This window comes from Nocardioides marinus (assembly GCF_013408145.1).
In the GTDB taxonomy this organism is placed as follows: Bacteria; Actinomycetota; Actinomycetes; order Propionibacteriales; family Nocardioidaceae; genus Nocardioides; species Nocardioides marinus.
This window is the reverse complement of record NZ_JACBZI010000001.1, coordinates 237,837-258,990: the sequence shown is the minus strand read 5'-3', so window position 1 is coordinate 258,990 and position 21,154 is coordinate 237,837. Positions and strand designations below refer to the sequence as shown.

Here is a 21,154-nt window from a genome sequence, read left to right as displayed (position 1 = left end):
ATGTCCGGAACCGTGCACGCCGACCTCGTGCTGATGCTGCTCGCGGACGCGCGGCTGCCGGTTGCCGGCCACACGCAGTCCGGCGGCCTGGAGCCCGGGACCCGTGACGGGCTCGAGGCGCAGGACGTGCCGGCGTACGTCGACGTGCGGCTGCGCACCGTCACCGAGGTCGAGGCCGCGACCTCGGTCCTCGCCGCACGCCTGCTGCAGAGGGGCGCCCCGAACACCGCGTGGCTGGACCTCGAGCAGGCCTGGGAGGCCCGGACCCCGAGCCCTGCGCTGCGCGACGCCTCCCGCCGACAGGCCCGGGCACTGCTGCGGATCGCCCGCCGCACCTGGCCGGCCGCCCCCGCCTGGGAGGCGCTGGCCGCGCTGGAGCATCCCAGCCGGGCCCTGGCCCTCGGCGCGCTCGCCGGGCACCTCGGGCTCGAGGGACGCGCGGTCGCCCACCTCGTGGGGTACGACGACGTCCAGACCGTCTGCGCGGCGGCCCTCAAGCTGCTCCCCCTCGACCCCGGCTCGGTCGTCGGCTGGGTCGTGGCGGCCTTGCCGGCGGTCGAGGCGATGGCCGCGCGGGTCTCCTCCGTGCAGGACGTCGACGACCTGCCCGCGACCACCCACCCACTGATCGAGGTGTGGGCGCAGGCCCACGCCGCCACCACCAGGAGGCTGTTCCATGCCTGAGCCCACTCCCACCCCCGGCTTCACCCTCAGCACCGCCACGTCCGCTCCCTCCCGGGCGATGCGCCTGGGCGTCTGCGGTCCCGTCGGCACCGGCAAGAGCTCGCTGATCGCGCTGCTGTGCCGGGAGCTGTCGGACCGCCTCGAGCTCGGCGTGGTCACCAACGACATCTACACCGACGAGGACGCCCGCTTCCTGCGCTCGGCCGGGGTCCTCGACGCCGACCGGATCCGCGCGGTGGAGACCGGTGCCTGCCCGCACACGGCGATCCGCGACGACATCACCGCCAACGCGATGGCGATCGAGGAGCTCGAGGAGGACTACGACCACCGGCTGGAGATGGTGCTCGTGGAGTCCGGCGGCGACAACCTCACCGCGACCTTCTCCCCGGCCCTGGTCGACGTGCAGGTCTTCGTCCTCGACGTCGCCGGCGGCGGCGACGTCGCCCGCAAGGGCGGGCCGGGGATCGAGCGCGCCGACCTGCTGGTCGTGAACAAGACGGACCTCGGACCGTTCGTCGGTGTCGACGTGCCCCGGATGGTCGCGGACGCGACCGCGGCGCGCGACCACCGCCCGGTGATCGGCCTCTCCCGCACCGACCGCGACAGCATCGACCGCCTGCTGACCTGGGTCGACGGCCGCCTCGCGGAGCACCGCGCCGGCAGCCTGGTCCCGGTCGATCCCGGCCCGATGGCCGCCCACAGCCACGCGCACGAGCACACCCACACCCACGACCAGGGGGGCGAGCCGGTCGGTGTCCACCACCACTGAGGCCGCTGGCGCGCTCGGGCGCCTGGGACGCACCCGGGTGCGGGTCTCGCCCGGCGTGGGTGGGGCACGATGCCGGGTGCGGACGTCGGTCACCGGGACCGACCCCACCGTGCCGACCGTGCGCCCCGTCCTCACCCACCACGACGCCAGGCGCGCGCGGCTCAGCTTGGTCCCGGAGGGGGCGCTGCTGCTCGCCGGCGATCGGATCGAGCTCGACGTCACCGTCGACCCGGGCGCTTCCCTGGAGATCGTCGAACCGGGCGGGACCGTCGCCTACGACATGCGCGGTCAGGACGCCTCCTGGCACGTCGACGTCCGGGTCGCCGCCGGGGCGGCCCTGACCTGGGCGGGCGAGCCGTTCGTCGTCGCCGCCGGCGCGGAGGTCGATCGACGCACCCGGGTGCGCTTCGCCGAGGGCGCGCACCTGGCGATACGGGAGACGCTGGTGCTGGGCCGTGCCCACGAGGCGCCGGGGCGGGTGTCGCTGCGGACCGACGTCCGCTCCGACGTACGCCGGGTGCTGGCCGAGGACCTCGCGCTCGACGCCTGCACGACGCCCTCGCTGCTCGGGCGGTCGCGGGTGATGGAGAGCGTGCTGCTGGTCCTGCCCGCACCGCTCAGTGGCGGGCCGGACGAGGACCGCTTCGACCTGGCGGCACCCGGGGCCACCCTGTGGCGACGCCTGGCCGGCGCCTCGCACGAGGCCAGCACCGCGACCGCCTGGCAGCACGCGCGCGCCGCGGTGCTCGACGCCCCCCTGCCGGGCGAGGAGCGCTAGTGCGCCCGGGCGATCTGGTCGGCGACCCGGAACTCCAGGCCGTCCGCTCGGGCGACGTAGACGTCCTGGTCGACCAGGTTGCCGTCCAGCCGCACGAGTCCGCGGGGGCTGGACCAGAACTGTCCCGACTCCATCGCGCTGACCCGCCGCACGTCCAGCGAGCCGCACACCTCGCCGAGACGCGCCAGGAAGAGCATCGCCTCGTAGCAGGACTCCCCGACCGCGTTCAGCGCCGGCGCCCAACGCCCCCAGCGGGAGTAGTACGCGCGGGCCAGCTCGGCGCTCTCGGCCGTCGCCATCCCGTCGAAGTAGGCCGCGGCCGCGAAGAGGCCCTCGTTGGCGGCCGCGCCGCCCGCGAGCAGGGTGTTCTCCTCCACCGCGGGGCTGAGCCGCGGCAGCTGCGCGGAGAGGCCCGCGCGGGCGAACTGCCGGTTGAAGTGCACGGCGTCCTGCCCCATCAGGAGCATGATGACGCCGTCGACCGGGCGCTGCGACAGGTCGCCGATGACGGCTGCGAAGTCGGTCGTCCCCAGTGGAACGTAGGTCTCGCTGACGACCTCCGAGGGCGTGTCCTCGAGCGCAAGGCGTGCCGTCGCGCCGGTGACGCGGGGGAAGACGTAGTCGTTGCCGATGATCGCCCAGCGACCGACCGAGAGCTCCTCGCGCATCCAGTGCGCCGCGGGGAGCAGCTGGTTGAGCGGGCGCTCGCCGATCATGAAGACGCCGGGCGTCGCGTCCCCGCCCTCGTGCATGGCGGCAAAGGCGTAGACCACGCGGCCGCCGACGACCCGCGTCACGGCCTGGCGCACCGCCGAGATGTGCCACCCGGCGACGGCCTGTACGCGGCCGGAGTCCACCAACCGGCGTACGTCCTCGGCGACCAGGGCAGGGTCGCGGCCGGCGTCGACCACCACCAGCTCCACCTGACGCCCGGCGATGCCCGTGCTCGCGTTGAGCTGCTCCACGGCGAGCTCACCGCAGGCCAGGCAGGAGGGCCCGTAGATGCCGGTGGGACCCTGCAGCGGCACGACGAAGGCCACCGACACGACGTCGGCGGGGGCGACGGGTCGGGTCACGTGGACCTCCGGAGCGGACTGGACGAGACGTCCGTCCTCGCGTCGTCGAGAGGACCTGAACACCGGCCGGGTGACCGGCCGCCACCTACGATAGGTCCGATGGGCCGTCGGACGGCGGCCGACGTGACGGACACCACCGTAGGGGCGCGCCGTGGGTGAGCACGCAGAAGGAGAGGGCCCGGTCCTCTCCCGCAGCCGGCTGGTGCGGCTGCGACAGGAGGAGGCCGAGCTGCGGGACCGGGTCAAGCCGCTGCTCGACGAGCACGGGCTGCTGCCCGAGCACTGGCGGATCCTCGCCGTGGTCGACGACCACCCCGGCATCACGATGACCAGCCTGGCCGCCTCCGCGGTCGTGGCCGCCGCCAGCCTGACGCGGCACGTCGACCGTCTGGTCGAGCTGGCACTCGTCGTACGTCGCATCGACCCGGCCGATCGCCGCCGCGCGGTGCTGGCGCTGTCCTCCCGGGGCACCGACCTCGCGGCTCGACTCCTGGCCGCGGAGGAGGGCCCTGACGTCGGGACCACGTCGGCCGACCTGGCCGACGCGACCGGTCGGGCCTGACTCGGCCCCGCCGGACAACCCACCGGACAACCCACCGGACGACTCAGTCGGCCGACCTCACCGACCGCTCACCACCGACCGCTCACCAGCGCCCGCGGGCCACCAACGCCGCCAGGGCGGTGGTCACCGGCACGGCGGCGACCAGCCCGATGGTCGCCACGAGGCTGCGCACGATCTCCTGGGCGACGATCTGGTCGGTCAGGACGTTCCCGAGCCCGTCGCTGTTGGCGATGATCAGGATCAGCAGGGGCAACGAGGAGCCGGCGTAGGCCAGCACGATCGTGTTGACCACCGACGCGATGTGCGAGCGCCCGACGCGGGAGCCGGCGCGGTAGAGGTTGCGCCCGCGGTACTCCGGGTTGGCGCGCGACAGCTCGGCCACCGTGGCGGCCTGCGTGACCGTGACGTCGTCGAGCACGCCCAGCGAGCCGATCACGATCCCCGCCAGCAGCAGGCCCTCCATGTTGACCGCGTAGGTCTGCCCGAGGGCCGCCGAGAGGTCGTCGGTGAACCCGGTCAGGTGCATGGTCGACACCGCCAGTGCCGAGAGCAGGCCGGTCAGCGCCAGGGCCGACAGCGTGCCCAGGACCGCCACCGAGGTCGACGGGGTGAAGCCGTGGGTGAGGTAGAGGACGGTGAGCGCGACGGCCGCGGACCCGACGATGGCGATCAGCAGCGGCGGGTCGCCGCCCAGGATCGCCGGCACCACGAAGAGCACCAGCACCAGGAAGGTCACCCCGAGGCCGACCAGCGCCGTCACCCCGCGCAGCCGGCCGAACGCGATCAGCGCCACGACGAACGCCAGCGCCAGCATCCACAGCTGCGAGCCGCGCTGGTGGTCGACGACCGCCCAGGTCGTCCCGTCCGGGGTCTCGGTGCTGATCAGGACCACCCCGTCGCCCTCGGAGACCTCCGGCGCACCGGGCCCGTTGGGCAGCGGCACCTCGAGGTCACCGCCGCGGGCGAGGTCACCGGTCAGGAACGCGTCGTCGAGGGCGACGTACGCCGTCCCGCAGCCGTTGACCTCGTCGGGCAGCTCCTCCTCGCACTCGACCCGGTCCACACCGGTGACCGTGCCCGTCACCTCCGGCAGCCGGCTCTGCCCCTCGGGCTCGGGCAGCGGGTCCGGCCACAGCCAGAGCATCGCCACGAGGGTGATGACCGCCAGGGGCGCGATGACCAGCAGCGCGAGCCGGTGCAGGCCGGAGGAGTCCTCGGCACTGGAGTGTCGGGGGTGGTGGGCGCCCATGGGCGGAGCCTAGGTCCCGCGGCCCTCGGTGCGACAGCGCCCCGAAATGCTCTGACGCCCCGGTCGCGGGCGACTCGGGGCGTCAGTGGCAGGTGAAGGATTCGAACCTTCGAAGGCAAAGCCGACGGATTTACAGTCCGCTCCCATTGGCCGCTCGGGCAACCTGCCGGGTGTCACGCACGGGGGCCGTTTGGTCCCGCGGCAACGGGAGGAAACAATAGCGCAGCCCCCCGGGGCCGACTCAATTCCGCGCGGCCCGACGGGCACGACGCCGTACGAACCACCAGCACTCCAGGAGACATCGTGGCCGACTCGTCCTTCGACATCGTCAGCAAGCTCGACCGCCAGGAGGTCGACAACGCGCTGGGCCAGGCGGCCCGCGAGGTGGCGACCCGCTTCGACTTCAAGGGCACCGGCGCCACTATCGAGTGGAAGGGCGAGAAGGCGATCGAGATCACCGCCTCGGCCGACGACCGCGCCAGCGCGGTGCTCGACGTCTTCAAGGACAAGCTGGTCAAGCGCAACGTGTCGTTGAAGGTGCTCGACGCCTCCGAGGTCCGCCAGTCCGGTCAGCAGTCGAAGATCGACATCACGCTGAAGGAGGGCATCACCACCGAGGACGCGAAGAAGATCGGCAAGCTGATCCGCGACGAGGGCCCCAAGGGCGTCAAGGCGCAGGTCCAGGGCGACGAGCTGCGGGTCTCCTCCAAGAAGCGCGACGACCTGCAGGCCGTGCAGCGCCTGGTCAAGGAGCAGGACTACGACTTCGCGGTGCAGTTCACCAACTACCGCTGAGCTCCCGTGCCGCCGCCCTCAGGCCGGCACGCCCGCCCCCAGGCGCACCGGCATGGACGGCACCGTGGCCGCCCCCACCGCCGGGGTCAGCCACAGCGTCGCACCCTCCCCGACCTCCAGGGCACGAGCGTGCGTGCGCGTCATCAGGACCGTGACGCGCTCGCCTCCGACGGTCTCCGCGCTGACCCGCACCTCGAAGCCCACCCGGAGGACGCGGGTGACCACGGCCTCGTGCGCGCCCGCGCGACCGGGACCGCGGTCGACCTCGATGTCGTGCGGCCGCAGCACGAGCCCGCCCAGCGTGGTGACCTCACCCAGGAAACCCATGACGAAGTCGTTGGCCGGCTCGTCGTAGAGCTGGTCCGGGGTGCCGACCTGCTCCACGCGGCCCTGGTTCACCACGACGATCTCGTCGGCGACCTCCAGGGCCTCCTCCTGGTCGTGGGTGACGAAGACGGTCGTCACGTGCACCTCGTCGTGCAGTCGGCGCAGCCAGTCGCGCAGCTCCTTGCGGACCTTCGCGTCGAGCGCGCCGAAGGGCTCGTCGAGCAGCAGCACCGTCGGCTCGACCGCGAGGGCCCTGGCCAGCGCCATCCGCTGCCGCTGCCCCCCGGAGAGCTGGGAGGGCAGCCGGTGCCCGAACTGGGAGAGGTGCACGAGCTCGAGCAGCTCCTGCACCCGTGCGGCCACCTCGGCCCTGGGCCGCTTGCGGATCTCGAGCCCGAAGGCCACGTTCCTGGCCACGGTCATGTGCTTGAACACCGCGTAGTGCTGGAAGACGAAGCCGACGTTGCGCTTCTGGGGTGGCAGCCGGGTCGCCTCGACGCCCTCGATGTGCACCGACCCGGAGTCGGCGCTCTCGAGGCCGGCGATGACGCGCAGCAGAGTCGACTTGCCCCCTCCGGACGGCCCCAGGAGGGCCGTCAGCCCGCCGGAGGGGATGGAGACGGACACGTCGTCGAGGGCGACGAAGTCGCCGAACCGCTTGGAGACGCCACGGACGTCGATGCTCATGGGATACCTCTCGGGGTGGTGGGACCGCGTCGGTCAGTGCGCCCGGGCCGGACGCAGGAGCGCGACGACCACCAGGCAGGAGACGGACACGAGGATCAGCAGGAAGGAGACGGCGTACGCCGTGTCCTGGGCGAAGTTCTGGTACTGCTGCTCGACCACGAGCGTGGCCGTCTGGGTGCGGCCGGTGATGTTGCCGGACACGATCTTGACCGCGCCGAACTCGCCCACCGACCTGGCCAGGCTCAGGACGACGCCGTAGACCACGGCCCACCGGATGCTCGGCAGGGTGATCCGCCAGAAGGTCTGACAGGCGTTGGCGCCCAGGCTGCGGGCGGCCTGCTCCTGGTCGTCACCGATCTCGTGCAGCACCGGGACCACCTCGCGGATCACCAGGGGCAGCGCCACGAAGCAGGTCGCCATCACCATGGCGGGCAGGTCGAAGACCAGCCGCAGACCGGCCGCCTCCACGGTGGGTCCGACGACCCCGTCGCGCCCGTTGTAGGTCAGCAGCAGGGCCAGGCCGACCACGACCGGGGACACCGAGAGCGGGACGTCGATCAAGGCGGAGAGCACCCGCTTGCCGGGGAACTCGTAGCGCACCAGGAGCAGGGCGATCGTCACCCCGAACACGAGGTTGATGACCACCGCCCAGCCGGCGACCATCGCGGTCAGGCGCAGCGCGTACTGCACGTGCGGGTCGGTGAGGGCGTCCACGAGCGGGCCGGGACCGCCGCCGAAGGTCCGCCGCACCAGCAGGCCGACCGGCCAGGCGACCAGCATGCCTACCCAGCCCACGGCCAGCAGGCGCATGGCCCAGCGCACCGGCGTCGACGCCTCAACCACGGCGGCTCACCCGCCGCTGGAGGACGTCGAGCGCCACGATGACGACCAGCGCGACGACGAGCATGATCGACGCGAGCGCCGCCGCCGAGGCGGTGTTGCCGTTCTCGATGAAGGTCAGCACGCGCACCGACACCACCTCGGTCTGGTACGGACGGTTGCCGCTGAGCAGCACCAGGGAGCCGTACTCCGAGATCGCCCGGGCGAAGGACAGCGCCGCGCCGGCGGTGACGGCCGGGAGCAGGGCCGGCAGCAGGATCCGGCGCACCGTGGACAGCCGACCGGCCCCCAGGGAGGCGGCCGCCTCCTCGGCGTCGGGGTCGAGCTCCTCGAGCACCGGCTGCACCGTCCGGACGACGAAGGGCAGGGTGACGAACGCCAGCGCCAGGAAGACCGCCCACCGGGTGAAGGCCCAGTGCACCCCGATGGGGCTGTTCGGCCCGTACAGCGAGAGCAGCACCAGACCCGCGACGATGGTGGGCAGGGCGAACGGGACGTCGATGATGACGTCGAGGACCCGCTTGCCCCAGAAGTCGTCGCGCACGAGCACCCACGCGATGACGGTGCCCATGACGACGTTGAGACCCGTGACCAGCAACGCCTGGCCGACGGTCAGGGTCAGCGCCGACCACGTCTGCTGGTCGCTGAGGACCGACCAGTAGCGCGACCATCCTCCCTCCCCCGCCGTGGCCACGACCACGGCGAGGGGCAGCATGACCAGCACCGAGAACCACGCCACCGCGATGCCCAGGCCGAGGCCGGCCCCCGGGGTCAGCGTGGAGCGAGGGGTCCGCCGGGCGGGGCGGCCGCGGGTGCCGGGCGGCCGCCCCACCGGCCCCGGAGGGGCCTCGGGGGTCAGGAGGGTGCTCACTCGTCGCCGACCTTGCCGGTCCGCTGCTGGATCTCGGTCACGATGCCCAGCGGGTTGCCGTCCTCGCCGTCACCGAAGAACTCGCCGGCCGCGCGTCCCCAGCCCCCGAACAGGTCGTCGATGGTGAACAGCTGCTCCGGCGCCGGGAACGGGTCGGCCGGGTCGTTGGCCCCCTCGACGTCCGGGACGTCCACGCCGTCGACGACCGGCCGGAAGCCGGAGGCGGCGTAGTCGGCCTGCGCCTGGGCGGAGGTCATGAACTCCAGGAACGCCCGGGCCGTCTCGTCCGCCGACGTCGTGACCGCCGCCGGGTTCTCGATGAGCAGCGTGTCCGGCGGGACGACGTAGTCGACCTCGGCCCCGTTCTGCCTGGCCAGGATCGCCTCGTTCTCGTAGGACAGCAGCACGTCGCCGCTGCCGTCGGTGAAGGCGGTCGTGGCCTCACGGCCCGAGGCGGGCAGGGCGATGGTGTGGTCCAGCAGGTCGGCCAGGAAGCCCCTCGCCTCGTCCTCGTCCCCGCCGTTGCCCACGACGTGCGCCCAGGCGGCGAGGATGTTCCACCGCGCCGAGCCGGAGGAGCCGGGGTTCGGTGTGATGATCTCGGCGTCCTTCTCGACGAGGTCGTCCCAGGTCTCGATGCCCAACGGGTTGCCCTCGCGGACCACGAAGACCACGACCGAGGACGTCGCGATCCCGCGGGTCGGGGTCTCGCGCCAGTCCTCGGCCACCAGGCCCTCGTCGACCAACCGGGTGATGTCGGTCTCCAGCGAGTAGTGCACGACGTCGGCGTCGGCGCCGGCCACGACGGCCCGGCTCTGGTCCCCCGACGCGCCGTAGGAGGTCACGAAGTCGGACGCGGCGAGGTCGCCCGCGGCCTCGGTGGCGGCGAAGTCCTCGAACACCGGGACGTTGGCCGCCTCCATCACCGAGAAGGCGTTGACCGCGATCGGGTCCACCCCCTCGGTCGTGGCACCGGTGCCGCTGGCCGAGCAGGCGGCGAGCAGCAGGGAGATCGGGAGCAGGCCGCTCAGGGCGACGCGGCGGGGAAGGGTCCTGGTCATGGTCACTCGTTCTCCGGCCCGCACTCGGCGGGCCCCGATGGGGGGATGACGGGCCATTCCCGTCAATGTCGAGTGAATTAGTGCATTTACTTGCTTTCGGCGTCAAGCGGCGCGCCGACGACGTGACCCGGATCTCCCCGGCCCGCCGACCGGCACCGCGCGGACCGACGACGGGTGATACGCGGCCGGCCGCCCACCACCGCGCGACTACAGTTGGCGAGGTGTCCGGGCATTTCTGGACACCTGTCCAAGTCACGGAAACCGTGCGAAACTAGAACACGTTCTCGTACGACGTACGGCAGTGCGCGGCCCACGCGCAGCACGAAGGAGTGGACGCACCGTGTCCAAGCAGGTCAAGCAGCTCGACCGGGTGATCATCCGGTTCGCGGGCGACTCCGGTGACGGCATGCAGCTCACCGGCGACCGGTTCACCCAGGAGTCGGCCGCGTTCGGCAACGACCTGGTGACGCTGCCCAACTTCCCCGCCGAGATCCGCGCCCCCCAGGGCACGATCCCGGGTGTCTCGTCGTTCCAGGTGCACTTCGCCGACCACGACATCCTCACCCCCGGCGACGCGCCGGACGTGCTGGTGGCGATGAACCCGGCGGCACTCAAGGCCAACCTGGCCGACCTGCCCAAGGGCGCGACGATCATCGTGGACACCCACGACTTCACCAAGCGCAACCTCGAGAAGGCCGGGTACGCCGAGAACCCGCTCGACTCCATCGACGACACGGCCGGCCCGCTGGCCGACTTCGGGGTCCACCCCGTCGACCTGACCGGCATGACGGTCGAGGCGGTCAAGGAGTTCGGGCTCTCCCGCAAGGACGCCGCCCGTGCGAAGAACATGTTCGCCCTCGGGCTGCTGTCGTGGATGTACGGCCGTCCCACCGACACCACCGAGAGCTTCCTGTCCAAGCGGTTCGCGAAGGTCCCCGACATCCGCGACGCCAACATCACCGCCTTCAAGGCGGGCTGGAACTTCGGCGAGACCACCGAGACCTTCGTGGTGCGCTACGAGGTCAAGCCGGCCACGATGGCGCCCGGGACCTACCGCAACATCACCGGCAACCTCGCGCTCGCGTGGGGCCTGGTCGCCGGTGGCGTGCAGTCCGGCCTGCCGGTCTTCCTCGGCACCTACCCCATCACCCCGGCCTCCGACATCCTCCACGAGCTGAGCAAGCACAAGGGCTTCGGTGTCACGACCTTCCAGGCCGAGGACGAGATCGCCGGCATCGGTGCCGCGATCGGCGCCTCCTTCGGTGGCGCCCTGGGCGTCACCTCGACCTCCGGCCCCGGAGTCGCGCTGAAGTCCGAGGCCATCGGCCTCGCGGTGATGACCGAGCTGCCGCTGATCGTCGTCGACGTCCAGCGCGGTGGCCCGTCGACCGGTCTGCCGACCAAGACCGAGCAGGCCGACCTGCTGCAGGCGATGTTCGGCCGCAACGGCGAGGCGCCGGTCCCGGTCGTGGCACCTCAGTCGCCCGGCGACTGCTTCGAGGCAGCGGTCGAGGCCACCCGGATCGCGGTCACCTACCGCACCCCGGTGATGCTGCTCTCCGACGGCTACCTCGCCAACGGCTCCGAGCCCTGGCGGATCCCCGACGTCGCGGACCTGCCGTCCATCGACCCGGCGTTCGCCACCGCCGACGACCTCACCGACGAGGGCGAGTTCCAGCCCTACGCCCGTGACCCCGAGACCCTCGCCCGTCCGTGGGCGCCCCCCGGCGTGGCCGGTCTCGAGCACCGCATCGGCGGACTGGAGAAGGCCGACATCACCGGCAACATCTCCTACGACCCGGCCAACCACGACTTCATGGTCCGCACCCGCCAGGCCAAGATCGACCGGATCGCCGACTCCCTGCCCCCGCTGGAGGTCGACGACCCGTCCGGGGGCGAGGCGAAGGTGCTGGTGCTGGGCTGGGGCTCGACGTACGGCCCGATCGGTGCCGCCTGCCGCCGCGTCCGCCGCGCCGGCTACCACGTGGCCCAGGCCCACCTGCGCCACCTCAACCCCTTCCCGAAGGACCTCGGCGAGGTCCTGAAGCGCTACGACAAGGTGCTGGTCCCCGAGATGAACCTCGGCCAGCTCTCGATGCTGCTGCGCGCGAAGTACCTCGTCGACGCCATCGGCTACAACCAGGTCAACGGCATGCCGATCAAGGCAGCCGAGCTGGCCGAGGCCGTGGGCCACCTCGTGGCCGAGGCCGAGGGCATCCCGCTCGAGGAGCTCGACCTGTCCGTCGCGACCAGCCAGGAGGTCCACCAGTGAGTGTCGACCTGAACATCCCGACCTTCCGCTCCGGCACCGAGGGCGTCCCCACCATCGGTGAGGGCGAGACCCAGACCGGCAAGGACTTCTCGTCGGACCAGGAGGTCCGCTGGTGCCCCGGGTGCGGTGACTACGCCGTGCTCAAGGCCGTACAGTCCTTCCTGCCCGACCTCGGGCTGCGCCGCGAGAACATCGTGTTCATCTCCGGCATCGGATGCTCGAGCCGCTTCCCGTACTACCTCGACACCTACGGCATGCACTCGATCCACGGGCGTGCCCCCTCGATCGCGACCGGCCTGGCCACCGCGCGCGAGGACCTCTCGGTGTGGGTCGTCACCGGCGACGGCGACGCGCTCTCGATCGGCGGCAACCACCTGATCCACGCGCTGCGCCGCAACGTCAACATGACGATCCTGCTGTTCAACAACCGGATCTACGGCCTCACCAAGGGTCAGTACTCCCCCACCTCCGAGGCCGGCAAGATCACCAAGTCGACCCCGATGGGCTCGGTGGACCACCCGTTCAACCCCGTCTCGCTGGCCCTGGGCGCCGAGGGCACCTTCGTGGCCCGCACGATCGACTCCGACCGCAAGCACCTCACCTCGGTGCTCGCCGCGGCCGCCGCCCACCGCGGCACCTCGCTGGTCGAGATCTACCAGAACTGCCCGATCTTCAACGACGGCGCGTTCGACGCGATCAAGAACAACGACACCAAGGCCGACGCGATCATCCCGCTGGTCCACGGCGAGCCGATCCGCTTCGGCGCCCCCGGCGAGGACGGCCTGGGCTCCAAGGGCCTGGTCCGCTCCGCGGGCGGCGGGGTCGAGGTCGTGCAGGTCGCCGAGGCCGGTGCCGACGCGATCCTGGTCCACGACGCGCACAACCCCGACCCGAGCACGGCCTTCGCGATCAGCCGCCTGACCGACTCCGGCTACCTCAACCAGAGCCCGATCGGGATCTTCCGCCAGGTCGAGCGGGCGACGTACGACGACCAGGCCCGCTCCCAGCTGGCCACCGCCGCCGGCGACCTCGAGGCCGCGGGCGCCGCCGCGCCCACCGAGCGGCTCGCCGCCCTCATCGGCGGCGGCGACACCTGGACGGTCGTCTGAGGAACCTCCGCGGCCCGTGCCGCACGACGACGAAGGGCCCCCACCACACCGGTGGGGGCCCTTCGTCGTGGTCGACCGGGACGCGGCTCAGAAGATCCGGTAGATGTAGATCTCCGGCGAGACGGCGGCCAGGAACTTCGCGTTCTCCTTGGTGGCGACGCGGTAGTAGACCCGCTTGTGCCCCTTCTTCACGCCCTTGACCCGCTCGCTGTAGCGGCCCGCCTTGTTCGTCTTGATCTTGGCGAAGCGCTTCCAGGCGGCCCCGCAGTCCTTCGCCTGCTTGCAGTGCTTGACCTCGATGATCGCGTTCACGGGCTTGCCGGTGCTCGGGGAGATCTTGCCCTTGATGAGGAACTTGTTCTCCTTCGGCTCCTTGCCGTTGATGGTGATCTGGCGCTCGACCTGCTCGGCCTGGGCTGCCGGCAGCGTGGCGGCGACCAACCCGAGGGCGAGCAGCACCGCGGCGAGGACACGACGGACGTGGACGAGGGGGCGGTGGACGGTCCGCATGGGGGGCTCCTGGGGGGTGGGTTCTGTAGCCGTGCCGGGTCTCTGCCCCGATGCGGCCCCGCACAAACAGGGCTCTTATGCTCCGGTGGTGAACGACTCGGGTCGCGGGGTGGCGCTGGGGGCGGCGGCGTACCTCATGTGGGGACTCTTCCCGCTCTACTTCCCCCTCCTCGAGCCCGCGGGTGCCCTGGAGATGCTCGGGCACCGCATCGTGTGGTCGACGCTCACCGTCGGGCTGCTGATCCTGCTGCTGCGCCGTCGCGACTCCCTCCTGGCGGTCGTGCGGGACCGACGCGCACTGCGTCTGCTGACCTTCGCCGCGGTGGCCATCAGCGTCAACTGGGGCGGCTACATCTACGGCGTCACCCACGACCGGGTCGTGGAGACCGCCCTGGGCTACTTCATCAACCCGCTGGTCATCGTCTTGATGGGCGTGTTCGTCCTCGGTGAGCGGCTGCGCCCGCTGCAGTGGGCCGCCCTCGGGGTGGCCGGCGTGGCGGTGGTGGTGCTGACGACGGCGTACGGACGCCCACCATGGATCGCCATCACCCTGGCCCTCTCCTTCGCCTGCTACGGCCTGGCGAAGAAGAAGGCGTCGGTCGGGGCGGTGGAGTCGCTCTCGGTGGAGACGGCCGTCCTGGCCCCGGTGGCCCTGGGCTACCTGCTGCTCATCGGCCTGGGCGGCACCGCCGAGGTCGGCCAGCACGGCGTCGGTCACGCCCTGCTGTTCACGACCACCGGCATCATCACCGCGATCCCGCTGATCTGCTTCGGGGCAGCCGCCACCCGGGTCTCGATGACCACGCTGGGGCTGCTGCAGTACCTCGCCCCGATCCTGCAGTTCCTGCTCGGCGTGCTGTGGTTCCGCGAGGAGATGCCCGCGGCCCGGTGGGCCGGCTTCGTGCTCGTGTGGGTGGCGCTCGTGGTCTTCACCGTCGAGGCGCTGACCCACCGGCGACGGCAGCTGGCGCTGGCTGCGGAGGCGTCGGCGGTCTGAGGAGCAGTGTCACCACCCGGGTGGTGAAACACCCGCTGGTCACACGGAACTCCGGTCGACAAGCGGCAGTTTCGGTCGACCAGTCCCCACCGGCGGCGCGGTCCGGCCGGGTCAGTCGGTGGAGCCGTCGCGCTGCTCGCGGCTCTCGTGCAGGCGCTGCTGGGCCGCGGGGAGATGGACCAGGCACGGAGCCTCCGCGCCGGGGTGCTTCTCGACCAGGTGGAAGGACCAGCGGTCCATCGCGGCGAGGTAGCCGTTGTTTTCCCCGCGGCGGTGCGTCGACCAGGCCGACCCCGTGGCGGTCGTGCAGGCGGTGCAGGCGATCCGGTAGACGAACGAGTCGTCGGGTCCGACCTCGATGCGGACCCGCGAGAGCGGCCCGGCCTCGACGCCGGCCTTCCGGGCCCGCGCGGACCTGCTGGCGACCACGAGGTCAGCCCGTCCGGGTGGCGACCAGGTCGGCGAAGGACTCCAGCGCGGTGCGCACCGGCGTCCGCGGCAGGATCTCCAGCAGGGCCTTGGCCTCGGCGGCGCGCGCCACGACGTAGTCGCGGGCCTGCTCCATCGCGGGGTGGGCCCGCAGCAGCGCCAGGGCCTCCTCGACCTCCCCGTCGTCGGTGATCGGGCCGGACAGCAGCTCCAGCAGACGCGCGTCGGCCGGGTCGGTCGAGGACCGGCACGCGGACTGGGCCATCAGCGTCGGCAGGGTGGGCACGCCCTCGCGCAGGTCGGTGCCCGGGGTCTTGCCCGAGTCGTCGGACTCCGAGGCGATGTCGAGGATGTCGTCGGAGAGCTGGAAGGCCGACCCCACGATCTCGCCGTACGCCGCCAGCGCCTCCTCCACCTCGCGGCTGGCGCCCCCGAAGCGGGCGCCGTAGCGCGCGGAGGTCGCGATGAGCGAACCGGTCTTGCCCGCGACCACCTCGAGGTAGTGCTCGAGCGGGTCCTCGCCGTCGGCGGGCGGGACGGTCTCCATGATCTGGCCCTCGACCAGGCGCGTGAACGTCTCGGCCTGGATGCGCACCGCGTCGGCACCCAACCGTGAGGTGAGCTCGGAGGAGCGGGCGAAGAGGAAGTCGCCGGTGAGGATGGCGACGAGGTTGTCCCAGCGGGCGTTGGCCGAGTCGGCACCGCGGCGCAGGGCCGCCTCGTCCATCACGTCGTCGTGGTAGAGCGAGCCGAGGTGGGTGATCTCCACGACGCAGGCGGCTGTCAGCACGTCGTCGCTGTCGGGGTGCTCACCGGTCTCGGAGGCCAGCAGCACCAGCAGCGGACGGAACCGCTTGCCCCCGGCGGCCAGCAGATGCCGCGCCGCCTCGGTGACGTAGGCGGTGCGACCCTCCACGTGACCGTCGAGCAGCTTCTCGACCGTCTCCATGCGCGCGCGCAGCCGGGCCGCGAGCGCGTCGTCGGTGACCGGCAGGGCCAGCGTGGCGGGGGGCGGGGTGGAGCTCACCTGATGAATTGTCCGGCATCGGCCGCGAGCTCGAGCAGCGGCCCCGGCACGACACCGAGGACGAGCGTGCCGAGCACGGCCACGGCGATGGTGCCGCTGGTCAGCCACGAGGGCACCGCGACGACCGCGGGCTCGGTGCCCTCGGCCACGTCGGAGAAGAACATCACCTGGATGGTGCGCACGTAGAAGAAGATCGCGATCACCGAGGAGGTGATGGCCACGACGACCACGGGCCAGGCCCCGGCGGACATGGCGACGGTGAAGACCGCCCACTTGCCCGCGAACCCGGCGGTCAGCGGGATGCCGGCCATCGAGAGCAGGAAGAAGGCGAAGGCCCCGGCCACCAGCGGCGAGCGCTTGCCCAGCCCGGCCCAGCGGTCCAGGCCCGTCGCCTCACCCGAGGAGTCGCGCACCAGCGTGACGACGGCGAAGGCGCCGAGCGTCGCGAAGGAGTACGTCGCCAGGTAGAACAGCACGGCCTGCAGCGAGGTGACCTGGCCGACCGCGAGCTCCCCGGCCGCCTGGGCGCCGAGCACGCCGGTGAGCAGGAAGCCGGTGTGGGCCACCGCGGAGTAGCCCAGCATCCGCTTGACGTCGGTCTGGGCGACCGCCAGCAGCGCACCGATGAGCATGGTGAGGATGGCGACGACCCACAGCACCGGCTGCCAGGTCCATCGGTCGGCACCGAAGCCGACGTAGAGCAGGCGCAGCAGGGCACCGAAGGCCGCGATCTTGGTGCAGGCGGCCATGAAGCCGGTCACCGCGGTCGGGGCGCCCTGGTAGACGTCGGGGGTCCAGGAGTGGAACGGCACCGCACCGACCTTGAACAGCAGGCCGACCAGCAGCAGGCCGAGCCCGATCGTGAGCATGCCGGAGTTGCCGGAGTCGTTGCGGATCGCCGCGTCGATGCCGCCGAGGTCCAGCGTGCCGGCGTACCCGTAGACCAGGGCCATGCCGTAGAGGAAGAACCCGGAGGAGAACGCGCCGAGCAGGAAGTACTTCAGCGCCGCCTCCTGGCTCAGCAGGCGGCGACGGCGCGCCAGCCCGGAGAGCAGGTAGAGCGGGAGCGAGAGGACCTCGAGGGCCACGAACATCGTCAGCAGGTCCCCGGAGGCGGGGAAGAGCATCATGCCGCCGATGGCGAACATCATCAGCGGGTAGACCTCGGTGTGGTCCAGGCCCTGGGCCTGCCGCTCGGCGTCGCTGCCCGGCAGGGCGGCTGCCTGGCCGGCGAAGACCGAGACGCCGGCCTCGACCTTGCGCTCGGCGAAGAGCGCGAGGCCCATGAGGGAGAAGACCAGCACCAGGGCCCACAGGAAGACGGTGGGTCCGTCGACGATCACGGAGCCGGCACCACCGATGACACCGCGGGCGGTGCCGTCGGCGACCACGTCGAGACGGGTGCCCACGACGACGGTGCCGACAAGGGCGGCCACGAGGCCGGTGCCGGCGAGCAGCACCTGCGCGCGGTGCCGGTGCGGGCGGGCCAGGAGCGCCTCGGCGAGGACGCCGAGGCAGGCGACGCCGAGCACCGCGATGAGCGGCCAGATCTCGGCGTAGGCGAGAACAGGCTTGGTGAACTCCATCAGTGCTCGCCCTCCTCGGCGTGCTCGTCACCGGCGTGATCGGCCGCGGGCGCGGTGACCTCCGGCGGGTCGTCGGTGACACCGACGTGGCTCATCAGGTCACCGACGTAGGGGTCGGCGGCGTCCAGGAGCGGGGCGGGGTAGAAGCCGAGGAAGACCAGGGCGACCACGAGGGGCGCGACCGCGATGCCCTCGCGCAGGCTGAGGTCCTCGTCGGCGGTGACCTTCTCCGGCGTCGGGCCGGTCATGGTGCGCTGGTACATCCACAGCACGTAGATCGCCGCCAGCACGATGCCGGTGACGGCCACGGCACCGACGTACCAGGCGTAGTCGAAGGCCGCGATGATCACCAGGAACTCGCTGATGAACGGCGAGAGCCCGGGCAGGCCGAGGGTGGCCAGCCCGCCGATGAGCAGCAGGCCCGCGATGACCGGGGTGACCTTCTCCTGGCCGCCGAGCTCGCGGATCGAGGCGGTGCCCCGGCGCGCGATGACGTAGCCGGCGACGAGGAACAGCGCTGCGGTGCCCAGGCCGTGGTTGACCATGTAGAGGATCGAGCCGGTGCCGCCCTGGGAGCTGAAGACGAAGATGCCCAGGACGATGAAGCCGAAGTGGCTCAGCGAGGTCAGACCGATCAGGCGCAGCACGTCGTCCTGGCCGATCGCGACGAAGGCGCCGTAGACGATCGAGATCAGCGCGAGGGTGACGACCAGCGGCGTGGCCCACTGCGAGGCCTCGGGGAAGATCCCCAGGCAGAAGCGCAGCATGCCGAACGTGCCGATCTTGTCGAGCACGCAGACCAGCAGCACCGAGGTGCCCGGGGTCGCCTTGCCCGTGGTGTCGGCCAGCCAGGTGTGCACGGGGAACAGCGGCGCCTTGACCGCGAAGGCGATGAAGAACGTCGCGAACAGCCAGCGCCCGGCGGTGGTGTCGATGTCGAGCGCCATCAGGTCGCTCAGCAGGTACGACGGGGAGCCGGCCTGCGCGGAGACCACGTAGAGCCCGATGACGCCGATGAGCAGCACCAGGCCACCGGCCAGCTGGAACATCAGGAACTTCACCGCGGCGGCCGAGCGACCGAGACGACCGAAGCCGCCGACGAGGAAGTACGCGGGGATCAGCGTGGCCTCGAAGACGATGTAGAAGAGGAACACGTCGGTGGCCAGGAAGACCGCCAGCGAGAGCGCCTCGAGGGCCAGGGCCCAGGCCACGAAGACGTGGGCCTTGCCCTGCGGGTTGCCGTCGACGTGGGCCGGGTTGTCGGCCTCGTCCTCACGCCAGGCCGCCAGCAGCACGATCGGCACCAGCAGCGTGGTGAGCAGCACCATCAGCAGGCCCAGGCCGTCGACGCCGAGGGCGAAGTGCACGCCGAAGGCGGGGATCCACTCGTAGGTCTCGGTCAGCTGCATGCCGCCGTCGAGCTCGTACTGCGCGGCGACGACCACCGAGAGGACCAGCGTGGCGAGCGAGAAGCCGAGGCCGGTCTGCTTGGCGGTGGCGCCGCGCAGGCTCGGCACCACGAAGGCGCCCACGAGCGGCAGCGCCACGAGGACGCTGAGCCAGGGGAAGTCGGACATCAGAGGTTCACCACCGTGAGGGCCGCGAGGACGAGGATGACGCCGCCGAGGATCGACAGGGCGTAGGAGCGCACGAAGCCGTTCTGGGCCCGGCGCAGGCCCTGACCGATCCCGGCGAGCACGGTCGCGGTGCCGGTGAACAGCCCGTCGACCACCGACCGGTCGGCCGAGACCAGGCCTCGGGTCAGCGCGGCACCCGGCCGGACGACCAGGCCGTCGTTGATGGCGTCGCCGTAGATGTCGGCACGCGCGGCGCGGGTGACGAAGGAGACGTCGGTGGGCGGCGTGGTCGGGACCGGCCGCTTGCCGACGGTCATCCAGGCCACCGCGACGCCCACCGCCACGACGGCGACGGTGATGATCGAGTAGACGATCGCGGGCATCGGGAGCTCGTGCTCGGGGATCTCACCGACGACCGGCGCGAGCCAGTCGACGATCCAGTGACCGAGGTAGAGCACGCCGCCGAGCACCGACAGGGCAGCCAGCACCATCAGCGGCACCGTCATGACCGAGGGCGACTCGTGCGGGTGGACGCCGTCCTTCCAGCGCTTCTCGCCGAAGAACGTCATCAGCATCAGGCGGGTCATGTAGAAGCCCGTGACACCCGCACCGATCAGCGCGGCCGCACCGGCGACCGGGCTCTCCACCAGCGCGGTCTCGATGATCTTGTCCTTGGACCAGAAGCCGGAGAACAGCGGGAACCCGATGATCGCGAGGTAGCCCATCGCGAAGGTCAGGAACGTCACCGGCATCACCTTGCGCAGCGCGCCGTAGGCACGCATGTCCACGTCGTCGTTCATGCCGTGCATGACCGAGCCCGCGCCCAGGAACATGTTGGCCTTGAAGAAGCCGTGGGTGATCAGGTGGAAGATGGCGAACGCGTAGCCGTACACGCCCAGGCCGGCGGCCAGCATCATGTAGCCGATCTGGGACATCGTGGAGCCGGCCAGCGCCTTCTTGATGTCGTCCTTGGCGCAGCCGATGACCGCACCCCACAGCAGGGTGACGGTGGCGACCACGATGACCGCGGTCTGCGCGGCCGGGGCCAGCTCGAAGACGAAGTTGGAGCGGGTCACGAGGTAGACGCCGGCGGTGACCATGGTGGCGGCGTGGATGAGCGCCGAGACCGGCGTCGGACCCTCCATCGCGTCCAGCAGCCAGGCCTGGAGCGGCACCTGCGCGGACTTGCCGCAGGCCCCGAGCAGCAGCAGCAGGCCGATCGCGGTGAGCGCGCCCTCGCTGGCGCCGGAGGCGTTGGCGGAGATGACGGTGAAGCTGGTCGAGCCGAAGGTCACGAAGAACATCGCGATCGCCAGGCTCATGCCGATGTCACCGACACGGTTGATGACGAAGGCCTTCTTGGCGGCGGCGGCCGCCGAGGGCTTGTGCTGCCAGAACCCGATCAGCAGGTACGACGCCAGGCCGACGCCCTCCCAGCCGAGGAAGATGCCCAGGTAGTTCTCGGCGAGCACCAGCATCAGCATCGCGGCGACGAAGAGGTTGAGGTAGGCGAAGAACCGGCGGCGTCGCGGGTCGTGCTCCATGTAGCCGATGGAGTAGACGTGGATCAGCGAGCCCACACCGGTGATGAGCATGAGGAAGAGGATCGAGAGCGGGTCGACCAGCAGGTCCATCCCGACCTCGAAGTCGCCGACGCTCACCCAGTCCCACAGGTGCTGGGTGACCGCCCGCTCGCCCTCCTCACGACCCATCAGCCCGATCAGCATCAGGGTGCTGAGGACGAACGAGCCGACCGCCATGGCGGTGCCGAGCAGGTGGCCCCACGGGTCGGTGCGCCGGCCGCCGAGCAGCAGCACCGCGGCACCGAGCAGGGGCAGGCCGATGACCAGCCACAGCAGGCCGAAGACACCACCGGCGTCGGCCGCGCTCACGGGGTCGACCACAGGGATGCTGTGGCCGCCTTCACTGAAGAGGAACATCGTCCGCC

20 protein-coding genes and 1 tRNA gene are annotated in these 21,154 nt (G+C 71.5%); 8 read left to right on the top strand and 13 right to left on the bottom strand.

Annotated elements, in window-relative coordinates:
- Genes BKA05_RS01325 through BKA05_RS01315 form a run of 3 tightly spaced genes read left to right on the top strand, consistent with a single transcriptional unit; the run spans position 1 to position 2,231 of the window.
- The gene (locus BKA05_RS01325) at positions 1-684 is read left to right on the top strand and encodes an urease accessory protein UreF (protein WP_218842205.1); all 684 of its coding nucleotides are present in this window, start codon (positions 1-3) and stop codon (positions 682-684) included.
- On the top strand, positions 677-1,453 hold the full coding sequence (gene ureG / locus BKA05_RS01320; protein ID WP_179529810.1) for an urease accessory protein UreG: 777 nt from the start codon (positions 677-679) through the stop codon (positions 1,451-1,453). Before BKA05_RS01325 ends, ureG begins: the two co-directional genes overlap by 8 nt.
- Positions 1,437-2,231, top strand: a complete 795-nt coding sequence (locus tag BKA05_RS01315) for an urease accessory protein UreD (protein WP_179529809.1) — start codon at positions 1,437-1,439, stop codon at positions 2,229-2,231. Before ureG ends, BKA05_RS01315 begins: the two co-directional genes overlap by 17 nt.
- Here the strand turns inward: BKA05_RS01315 and BKA05_RS01310 are convergent.
- Positions 2,228-3,307, bottom strand: coding sequence for a substrate-binding domain-containing protein (locus BKA05_RS01310; protein ID WP_343045470.1), 1,080 nt, complete (start codon positions 3,305-3,307; stop codon positions 2,228-2,230). The genes BKA05_RS01315 and BKA05_RS01310 overlap by 4 nt on opposite strands.
- A gap of 151 nt (positions 3,308-3,458) precedes the next feature.
- On the opposite strand from BKA05_RS01310, the gene BKA05_RS01305 reads away from it, so the two are divergent.
- Positions 3,459-3,869, top strand: a complete 411-nt coding sequence (locus tag BKA05_RS01305; protein ID WP_343045469.1) for a MarR family winged helix-turn-helix transcriptional regulator — start codon at positions 3,459-3,461, stop codon at positions 3,867-3,869.
- An 82-nt stretch (positions 3,870-3,951) separates the two neighbouring features.
- Here the strand turns inward: BKA05_RS01305 and BKA05_RS01300 are convergent, their stop codons facing one another.
- Complete coding sequence (locus BKA05_RS01300; protein WP_218842203.1) at positions 3,952-5,118, bottom strand: YibE/F family protein; 1,167 nt, start codon at positions 5,116-5,118, stop codon at positions 3,952-3,954.
- A gap of 86 nt (positions 5,119-5,204) precedes the next feature.
- Positions 5,205-5,286: transfer RNA gene (locus BKA05_RS01295), tRNA-Tyr, on the bottom strand.
- A gap of 135 nt (positions 5,287-5,421) precedes the next feature.
- Here BKA05_RS01295 and BKA05_RS01290 point away from each other — a divergent pair.
- Entirely contained in the window at positions 5,422-5,913 is a 492-nt protein-coding gene (locus BKA05_RS01290) for a YajQ family cyclic di-GMP-binding protein (RefSeq protein WP_298748610.1), read from the top strand.
- 18 nt (positions 5,914-5,931) lie between these two features.
- Here BKA05_RS01290 and BKA05_RS01285 read toward each other — a convergent pair whose 3' ends face one another.
- From BKA05_RS01285 to BKA05_RS01270, 4 genes are read right to left on the bottom strand one after another with little or no spacing between them, the layout of a single operon-like run.
- Positions 5,932-6,927 carry a sulfate/molybdate ABC transporter ATP-binding protein gene (locus BKA05_RS01285; protein ID WP_179529807.1) on the bottom strand — a complete coding sequence of 332 codons (996 nt, stop codon included), beginning with the start codon at positions 6,925-6,927 and terminating at the stop codon, positions 5,932-5,934.
- A 33-nt stretch (positions 6,928-6,960) separates the two neighbouring features.
- Positions 6,961-7,770, bottom strand: a complete 810-nt coding sequence (locus BKA05_RS01280; RefSeq protein ID WP_343045468.1) for a sulfate ABC transporter permease subunit — start codon at positions 7,768-7,770, stop codon at positions 6,961-6,963.
- Positions 7,763-8,638, bottom strand: a complete 876-nt coding sequence (gene cysT / locus BKA05_RS01275; protein WP_343045467.1) for a sulfate ABC transporter permease subunit CysT — start codon at positions 8,636-8,638, stop codon at positions 7,763-7,765. The genes BKA05_RS01280 and cysT overlap by 8 nt, the downstream gene beginning before the upstream one ends.
- The gene (locus BKA05_RS01270) at positions 8,635-9,699 is read right to left on the bottom strand and encodes a sulfate ABC transporter substrate-binding protein (protein ID WP_179529806.1); all 1,065 of its coding nucleotides are present in this window, start codon (positions 9,697-9,699) and stop codon (positions 8,635-8,637) included. The genes cysT and BKA05_RS01270 overlap by 4 nt, the downstream gene beginning before the upstream one ends.
- Positions 9,700-10,039: 340 nt before the next feature.
- Here BKA05_RS01270 and BKA05_RS01265 point away from each other — a divergent pair, with 340 nt between their 5' ends.
- On the top strand, positions 10,040-11,971 hold the full coding sequence (locus BKA05_RS01265; protein WP_179529805.1) for a 2-oxoacid:acceptor oxidoreductase subunit alpha: 1,932 nt from the start codon (positions 10,040-10,042) through the stop codon (positions 11,969-11,971).
- A complete protein-coding gene (locus BKA05_RS01260; protein ID WP_179529804.1) occupies positions 11,968-13,080 on the top strand; it encodes a 2-oxoacid:ferredoxin oxidoreductase subunit beta in 1,113 nt (370 codons plus the stop codon). Before BKA05_RS01265 ends, BKA05_RS01260 begins: the two co-directional genes overlap by 4 nt.
- An 87-nt stretch (positions 13,081-13,167) precedes the next feature.
- Here BKA05_RS01260 and BKA05_RS01255 read toward each other — a convergent pair whose 3' ends face one another.
- Positions 13,168-13,590 carry a hypothetical protein gene (locus tag BKA05_RS01255; protein WP_179529803.1) on the bottom strand — a complete coding sequence of 141 codons (423 nt, stop codon included), beginning with the start codon at positions 13,588-13,590 and terminating at the stop codon, positions 13,168-13,170.
- An 88-nt stretch (positions 13,591-13,678) separates the two neighbouring features.
- On the opposite strand from BKA05_RS01255, the gene rarD reads away from it, so the two are divergent.
- Positions 13,679-14,587: an EamA family transporter RarD gene (gene rarD / locus BKA05_RS01250; RefSeq protein ID WP_343045466.1), complete on the top strand. Its 909-nt coding sequence runs from the start codon at positions 13,679-13,681 to the stop codon at positions 14,585-14,587.
- A 111-nt stretch (positions 14,588-14,698) separates the two neighbouring features.
- Here rarD and BKA05_RS01245 read toward each other — a convergent pair whose 3' ends face one another.
- The 5 genes from BKA05_RS01245 to nuoL are packed head-to-tail and all read right to left on the bottom strand — an operon-like array spanning position 14,699 to position 21,146.
- Positions 14,699-15,016, bottom strand: coding sequence for a hypothetical protein (locus BKA05_RS01245; RefSeq protein ID WP_179529801.1), 318 nt, complete (start codon positions 15,014-15,016; stop codon positions 14,699-14,701).
- Between the two features lie 4 nt (positions 15,017-15,020).
- Positions 15,021-16,043: a polyprenyl synthetase family protein gene (locus tag BKA05_RS01240; RefSeq protein ID WP_343045465.1), complete on the bottom strand. Its 1,023-nt coding sequence runs from the start codon at positions 16,041-16,043 to the stop codon at positions 15,021-15,023.
- Positions 16,040-17,629, bottom strand: a complete 1,590-nt coding sequence (gene nuoN, locus BKA05_RS01235) for an NADH-quinone oxidoreductase subunit NuoN (RefSeq protein WP_179529800.1) — start codon at positions 17,627-17,629, stop codon at positions 16,040-16,042. Before nuoN ends, BKA05_RS01240 begins: the two co-directional genes overlap by 4 nt.
- Complete coding sequence (locus tag BKA05_RS01230) at positions 17,629-19,206, bottom strand: NADH-quinone oxidoreductase subunit M (RefSeq protein ID WP_179529799.1); 1,578 nt, start codon at positions 19,204-19,206, stop codon at positions 17,629-17,631. Before BKA05_RS01230 ends, nuoN begins: the two co-directional genes overlap by 1 nt.
- Positions 19,206-21,146, bottom strand: coding sequence for an NADH-quinone oxidoreductase subunit L (gene nuoL, locus BKA05_RS01225; protein ID WP_179529798.1), 1,941 nt, complete (start codon positions 21,144-21,146; stop codon positions 19,206-19,208). The genes BKA05_RS01230 and nuoL overlap by 1 nt, the downstream gene beginning before the upstream one ends.
- Positions 21,147-21,154 lie beyond the last annotated feature (8 nt).

Bases quoted from the DNA above. Each gene is read 5' to 3' on its own strand.
- nuoL (WP_179529798.1), bottom strand. From the start codon at position 21,146: ATGTTCCTCTTCAGTGAAGGCGGCCACAGCATCCCTGTGGTCGACCCC.
- BKA05_RS01230 (WP_179529799.1), bottom strand. From the start codon at position 19,206: ATGTCCGACTTCCCCTGGCTCAGCGTCCTCGTGGCGCTGCCGCTCGTG.
- ureG (WP_179529810.1), top strand. From the start codon at position 677: ATGCCTGAGCCCACTCCCACCCCCGGCTTCACCCTCAGCACCGCCACG.
- BKA05_RS01300 (WP_218842203.1), bottom strand. From the start codon at position 5,118: ATGGGCGCCCACCACCCCCGACACTCCAGTGCCGAGGACTCCTCCGGC.
- BKA05_RS01285 (WP_179529807.1), bottom strand. From the start codon at position 6,927: ATGAGCATCGACGTCCGTGGCGTCTCCAAGCGGTTCGGCGACTTCGTC.
- BKA05_RS01325 (WP_218842205.1), top strand. From the start codon at position 1: ATGTCCGGAACCGTGCACGCCGACCTCGTGCTGATGCTGCTCGCGGAC.
- BKA05_RS01255 (WP_179529803.1), bottom strand. From the start codon at position 13,590: ATGCGGACCGTCCACCGCCCCCTCGTCCACGTCCGTCGTGTCCTCGCC.
- BKA05_RS01270 (WP_179529806.1), bottom strand. From the start codon at position 9,699: ATGACCAGGACCCTTCCCCGCCGCGTCGCCCTGAGCGGCCTGCTCCCG.
- nuoN (WP_179529800.1), bottom strand. From the start codon at position 17,629: ATGGAGTTCACCAAGCCTGTTCTCGCCTACGCCGAGATCTGGCCGCTC.